4 protein-coding genes are annotated in these 3,777 nt (G+C 66.2%); 3 read left to right on the forward strand and 1 reads right to left on the reverse strand.

Annotation, left to right across the window (positions count from 1 at the left end):
* Window positions 1–133 precede the first annotated feature (133 nt).
* On the reverse strand, window positions 134–991 hold the full coding sequence (locus WAL33_RS01290) for a TauD/TfdA dioxygenase family protein (RefSeq protein WP_422177715.1): 858 nt from the start codon (window positions 989–991) through the stop codon (window positions 134–136).
* Window positions 992–1,267: 276 nt separating this feature from the next.
* Here WAL33_RS01290 and WAL33_RS01295 point away from each other — a divergent pair, with 276 nt between their 5' ends.
* The 3 genes from WAL33_RS01295 to WAL33_RS01305 form a co-directional block, all read left to right on the forward strand.
* Window positions 1,268–2,467: an aromatic ring-hydroxylating oxygenase subunit alpha gene (locus WAL33_RS01295; protein ID WP_422177717.1), complete on the forward strand. Its 1,200-nt coding sequence runs from the start codon at window positions 1,268–1,270 to the stop codon at window positions 2,465–2,467.
* Window positions 2,464–3,252: a 4,5-DOPA dioxygenase extradiol gene (gene ygiD / locus WAL33_RS01300; protein WP_422177719.1), complete on the forward strand. Its 789-nt coding sequence runs from the start codon at window positions 2,464–2,466 to the stop codon at window positions 3,250–3,252. The genes WAL33_RS01295 and ygiD overlap by 4 nt, the downstream gene beginning before the upstream one ends.
* 14 nt (window positions 3,253–3,266) lie before the next feature.
* On the forward strand, window positions 3,267–3,777 hold a 511-nt coding region (locus WAL33_RS01305; protein WP_422177721.1), incomplete at its 3' end, for an acetamidase/formamidase family protein.

Raw genomic sequence — 3,777 nt, forward strand, 5'->3', positions numbered from 1 at the left:
GGTCTTGGTCATGGAAACTCCCGAAATAGATCCTCCCCCTCTGGGGGAGGTGGCCCAGAGGGCCGGAGGGGGTTTCACCCGCTGAAAGCCCCCTCAGTCGCTTCGCGACAGCTCCCCCGGAGGGGGAGCATCGTCAATAAGGCTTGTCGCCCTTAACCCACAGGCGATGCATCGTCCGGAAGTACTTGGTGTCGTCGTACAGCGTGCCGGTGTGCAGGGTGCAGCGGTTGTCCCACATCAGCAGGTCGCCCTTGGCCCACTTGTGGCGGTAGACGAAGTCGTCGCCGGTCATGAACTCGACCAGTTCGTCGATCAGGGCCAGGCCCTCGGGGCCGGGCTTGCCGATCACCTCGGTCACGGTGCCGGTTGACGGCCACAGCGCCTTGCGGCCGTCGGCGGGGTGGGTGCGGATCAGCGGATGCTCGACGTCCGGATTGGCGGCCTCGAGTTCCGGCGACAAATTCTGCTGCTGGCCGAACTGCCGGGTGGCCATGAAGTGCTTGTAGCTGTGGTGCAGGCTCAGCGGCAGCAGCTCGGCCTGCTTTTCCGACGACAGGGCGTTCCAGGCCGCGCAGCCGTCGGCCAGCAGGGTGTCGGAGCCCTCGTCAGGCACCTCCACCGCATAGAGCATGGTCAACATCACCGGCTCGGGCTTGTAGCTGTAGTCGGTGTGCCAGCCGACGCCGTCGTTATGGGCGCCGATCGGCTTGCCGTCCACGACCCGGTTGCTGAGGATGAAGATCTTCGGATAGCCGGGCAGGGTGAAGCGGGTCTGGGTGTGATCTTCCGGATCGCCGAACCGGCCGATGAACCGCATCAGGTCGTCGGGCGTCATGTCCTGTCCCGGCACCACGACGGCGCCGTGACGGTGGAAGGCGGCCACAACCTTGTCGATCTCGCCGTCCGAGGCGGTCGACAGGTCGAGGTCGTGGATCCGGGCGCCGAAGCCGGGCTTCAGTTCCGAGATCGTCAGGTCGTCAGCGAGCGTCATGTCCACGGGCGCGGTCCTTTGGAAGCTGTCTGAGGCGCAACCTAGGCCCGCTCTTAAGGCGCGTCTTGCCTGTACGCGCCCGACCGCTTTGCGTGCGCGTCCTGCAAAGTCGCTCGGCGCCGCAAGCTTGCGCGTCTTTTGCTCATTTCCGCCCGAGAACCCGGCGACGACGCCCGCGCTTCAGGCGATGGCCAAGTTATCGTGCGCGCTGGTGCAAGACCGCAGGGCGCACCGAGCCTAGCCTTCGTATCGATCTGTCGAAGGAGCGCATGCGCCATGGGCCCCACGCCCGCACCCCATCTGAACGACGCCTTCTTCGACGGCCTGTCGCGCTCGATGCTCGACGTCGATGCGGCGGAGACCTTGCCGCCGGCCTGCTACACCGACGCGGCCTTCTACGCCTTCGAGAAGGAGGCGCTGTTCAATCACGAATGGCTGTGCGTGGGCCGCGTGGACTGGGTGAAGGAGCCGGGCGACTATTTCACCACCACGATCATCGGCGAGCCGATCATCGTGACCCGCAATCGCTCCGGCGAGATCAAGGCGATGTCGGCCGTATGTCAGCACCGGGCCATGCTGGTGGCCGAGGGCAGGGGGAACGCCCGCGGCTTCGTCTGCCCCTACCACCACTGGGTCTATTCGCTGAACGGCGACCTGGTGAACGCCCCGGCCATGGAGCGCGCCTGCGACTTCAACAAGAAGGCCGTCAAACTGCCGAGCTTCAAGGTCGAGATCTGGCTCGGCTTCATCTTCATCAACTTCGACGACGCCGCCCCGCCGCTGGCCCCGCGCCTGAAGGCGGTCGAGGACGCCGTCGCCAACTACGACCTGAGCAACGCCGGGGGCCTGACCCCGCCCATGACCGGCCAGTTCGCCTGGAACTGGAAGGTGATGTTCGAGAACAACAACGACGGCTACCACGCCAACAAGCTGCATCGCGGACCGCTGCACGACTTCATTCCCAGCGAGCTGTGCAGCTTCCCGGAAGCGGCCGAGGACGATGCGGGCTTCCTGCGCTTCAACGGCACGCTCCATCCCGACGCCAGCTTCAATCCCACCCAGAAGGCGGTCCTGCCGATCTTTCCGGGGCTGACCGACGAAGACCGCAACCGCGCCACCTTCGCCAACATCCCGCCGACGCTGTCGCTGGTGATGACCAGCGACATGGTCATCTACCTGATCCTGCGGCCCACGGGGCCTGAGACCATGGAGCAGGACACCGGCATCCTGGTCGCGCCCGGCGCCACCGAGACCCCCGGTTTCGAGGAGCGGCTGGAGATGATCATGACCTCGGCGGGCAAGATCATCGCCCAGGACATGCATGTCGACGAACTGGTCCAGGTGGGCCTGCGCTCGCGGTTCGCGGTGCGCGGCCGCTACTCCTGGCAGGAGGGGGCGCAGGTGCAGTTCAACCGCTGGCTCACACCGCGCTACCAGAAGGCCTGGGCGGCGATGAACAAAGGAGCCGCCGCATGAGCCGGATGCCCGTCGTCTTCTTCGGTCACGGCAGCCCGATGATCGCCCTGGAGACCAACGACACCACCAAGACCTGGAAAGCCATGGGCGAAGCGTTCGGCAAGCCCAAAGCCATTCTCTGCGTCTCGGCCCACTGGCTGACGCAAGGGGTGGGCGTGACCGCCATGACCGCGCCGCGCACCATCCACGACTTCGGGGCCTCGTTCCCGCAGGCGCTGTTCGACGTGCAATATCCGGCGCCCGGCTCGCCCGAGTTGGCGGCGCGAGTGCAAGAGCTTTTGGCCCCCCAGCCGGTGGCGATGGATCAGCAGGCCTGGGGCCTGGACCACGGAACCTGGTCGGTGCTGTGCAAGGCCTATCCCGAGGCCGACGTGCCGGTGGTCCAGCTCAGCATGGACGCCACCAAGCCGCCGGAGTGGCACTTCGCACTGGCCAAGCGTCTCGCGCCCCTTCGAGATGAAGGCGTGCTGATCATCGGCACCGGCAACATCGTCCATAACCTGCCGGCCATGAACTGGGGCGAGCGCCACTGCGCGCCCTACGACTGGTCCCAGCGGTTCAACGACTACATCAAGCAGGCGATCGTGGACGACGCGCCCGAGCGGGCCGTGAACTTCGCCTCGCAAGGCCAGGACGCCGCCAAGTCGGTTCCGACGCCGGACCACTACTGGCCGCTGCTCTACGTGCTGGGCGCGCGCCTGCCGGGCGACGTCGCCAGCTTCGCCCCCGACCATATCGAGCACGGCTCGCTGAGCATGACCTCGGTCACGCTCGCCGCCGCCTGAGGATCGAAGACCCGATGCCCTTCATCTGCGAACCCGGCCAGACCCGCCCCGACGTGACGCCCGGCGCCCTGCACACGCTCAAGGCCACGCCCAAGACCGTGCACTGGGGCTATTTCGATCCGTCGATCAAGCCGTCGCTGCGCATCAAGAGCGGCGACCTCGTCTCGGCCGAAGCGATCACCCACCACGCCGGCGACGCCCCCGACCTGATGATGGACGAGGCGGTCACCCGCATCTTCACCGAGATCCCCGAGGACGACCGCAACCCCGGCGTCCACATCATGACCGGCCCGATCTATGTCGAGGACGCCAAGCCCGGCGACGTGCTGGAGGTGCGCTACCTGCGCATGGTCCCGCGCAACAACTACGGCTCCAACCTCGCGGCCAACTGGGGCTATCTCTACAAGGAGTTCGGCGAGAAGGAGCGGGTGACGATCTACGAGCTGGATCAGAACACAAACACCGCCAGCGCCCTCTACGCCTACGACTTCGAAGGCAAGTACCTGATCCCCGGGACGATCACGA

This window comes from Caulobacter sp., from assembly GCF_049283275.1.
In the GTDB taxonomy this organism is placed as follows: domain Bacteria; phylum Pseudomonadota; class Alphaproteobacteria; order Caulobacterales; family Caulobacteraceae; genus Caulobacter.